Raw genomic sequence first — 2,376 nt, 5'->3', positions numbered from 1 at the left:
CGCCCTAAGTTCTGAACGACAGCGTTTTGACTTCCCGGATTGTCGTTCGGATGGGGAGGACATGTCATGACGGGACTTCGTTTTCTTGGCGCCTTGCTGGTTGGGATTGTGGTGCTCTCGTCGTCGGTGCGAGCCGCGTCGGGACCGGGTGCGTCCCCTGTGGCACAAGTATCGTCGCCCCCGGCTGCGGTTGCGAAAGCGCGCCAGTTGAACCTCGCGGTCAAACCGTGGACCGGCGACTTCGACGCGATGCTCGGGCGCCGCTCGATCCGCTTTCTTGTGCCGTTCAGCCGTACGCTGTACTTCAACGACAAAGGTCGGGAACGCGGTCTGACCGCTGAACTCGCGCGCGACTTCGAAGCGTACGTCAACAAGCGCTATGCCAGCCAGCTCGGCAAACGCCCGGTGACGGTCTTTCTGATTCCAACGACCCGGGACAAACTTCTGTCGAACCTCCAGACCGGGCTGGGCGATATTTCGGCGGGCAACCTGACGGCGACCGATGAGCGGCGCAAGCTTGTCGACTTTGTTGCGCCGCGTGACCGCAAGCCGGTCCGGGAATTGATTGTGTCCGGTCCCCGCGCTCCGGCTATCGCAACCCTGGACGACCTCGCGGGAAAGCAGGTGTATGTACGCAAGGCGACGAGTTACTACGAGAGTCTGATGGCACTGAACGACCGGTTCAGGAAAGCGGGCAAGCCCGTCATGCAGATCACGCTGCTGCCCGACGTACTCGAAGATGAGGACACGCTCGAAATGCTAAATGCGGGAATGCTCGGCATCGTAGTGGTCGACGACTGGAAAGCAAAGCTGTGGGCGCAAGTTCTGCCTCACATCAAGGTCAGGGAGGACCTGGTGGTGCGCAGCGAGGGCTATGTGGGTTGGGCGATCCGGAAGAACAGCCCGCAACTGCAGGCTGTCGTGACCGATTTCTATAACGAATTTGTTCAAAAGCAGAGTGTTATCGACTACCGGCTCGCACAGTTCATGAAGCGTATCAGGCAGGTCACCGATGCTTCGGGTGCGGTCGAACGCAAGCGTTTCGAAGAAACACTTACGCTCTTCGAGACGTATGGCAAGCAGTATGGCTTCGACCCTCTGATGCTGGCCGCCCAAGGCTATCAGGAATCGCAGCTGAACCAGTCGGCGCGCAGTCACGTTGGCGCGGTCGGCGTCATGCAGTTGATGCCGGGAACAGGCAAGGAAATGGCAGTCGGCAACATTGGTATAACCGAGCCCAACATCCATGCGGGCACGAAATACATGGATCGGCTGATGACACGTTACTTTCCGGACGCGCACTTCGACGATGACAATCGCACGTTGTTTGCCTTCGCGAGCTATAACGCGGGGGCGGCCAATATCGCAAAGATGCGCAAGGAAGCCGTGGCCCGCGGGCTGGATCCGGACAAGTGGTTCAACAATGTCGAAATCGTAGTCGCGGAGAAGATCGGTATCGAAACCACGACGTACGTACGCAACATATTCAAGTATTACGCCGCATACCGCTTGATCGTCGACGCACAGCAGGCGCGCGACAAGGCGATTCGCACGATGAAGCCCGGAGGTTGACCGTTGTCGGGTGTGGAGCCGACCTTGAAAAGTCCGCCTGAGAGCGCGGTCGAACGACAGCCTGGGCACGGACCAGGCCAGCTTACTCGGCGGATTTTCTGGCCTCATCCTGAGGCTCTTCCGCTGCAGCACGGGCAACTGCGTCGCTGGGGCGTCGCTGCAAGTGCACCACTCGGAATAACGACCCCGCCGCCCTCAGGTCTCACCCACACGATGTTCTGTGTCGAGTCCTCGATATCGCAGGTTTTGCAATGCACGCAGTTCTGCCCATTAATCACGAGACGCTCGCTGCCGTCGTCGTTCTTGGCGAACTCATGCACGGCCGCTGGGCAGTAACGGTATTCCGGACCCGCATAGGTCTGCCAGTTCACATTGACCGGCACCGATAGATCTATCGGCGTCAGATGCGCCGGCTCGTTCGCCTCGTGATTCGTGCTCGAGATGAACACCGACGAAAGCCGATCGAAGGTCAGCTTGCCATCCCCTTCGGATACGTGGTCGGCTTGCATTTGGAAGCGGGCTTGAGCATCTCGTGATCCGAATGTTGATCGTGCCGCGTCCACGGCACGTTGAGGGCGGCGGGACCGACTCATTTGTCGGCCCCGCCGCATTGCTGTGCCGACTGCGGCAGCTTACATGCCGCCAAATGGCTTTTGCAGTGTCAACTTGTTGGTGACCGAAGTTACTCCGGGAACGCCACTCGCGATTTCCGCGACCTTGCCCACCTGGGACGCGTCGGTGACCGTGCCATTCAGTGTTACTACGCCGTCTTTTGCGGTGACGCTGATATTACCGGCACTGATC

The 2,376-nt window shown here is 59.3% G+C and carries 2 protein-coding genes and 1 pseudogene; 1 reads left to right on the top strand and 2 read right to left on the bottom strand.

What is annotated here, in order from left to right; genetic code table 11:
• Positions 1-66 precede the first annotated feature (66 nt).
• Positions 67-1,572, top strand: coding sequence for a transglycosylase SLT domain-containing protein (locus WCA53_RS20520; protein WP_423914954.1), 1,506 nt, complete (start codon positions 67-69; stop codon positions 1,570-1,572).
• A gap of 185 nt (positions 1,573-1,757) precedes the next feature.
• Here WCA53_RS20520 and WCA53_RS20515 read toward each other — a convergent pair.
• Positions 1,758-2,143, bottom strand: a pseudogene (locus WCA53_RS20515) (4Fe-4S dicluster domain-containing protein); the annotation flags it as partial.
• A 61-nt stretch (positions 2,144-2,204) separates the two neighbouring features.
• The coding region (locus WCA53_RS20510; protein ID WP_423914956.1) for a BON domain-containing protein at positions 2,205-2,376 on the bottom strand (172 nt) is incomplete at its 5' end.

The organism is Caballeronia sp. (genome assembly GCF_049581465.1).
In the GTDB taxonomy this organism is placed as follows: Bacteria; Pseudomonadota; Gammaproteobacteria; order Burkholderiales; family Burkholderiaceae; genus Caballeronia.
The sequence above is the reverse complement of the archived record's forward strand: the minus strand, read 5'-3'. Positions and strand labels throughout refer to the sequence as shown.

What these genes read in the sequence shown, in the direction of transcription:
- WCA53_RS20520 (WP_423914954.1), top strand. Translation starts at nt 67, where the DNA reads ATGACGGGACTTCGTTTTCTTGGCGCCTTGCTGGTTGGGATTGTGGTG.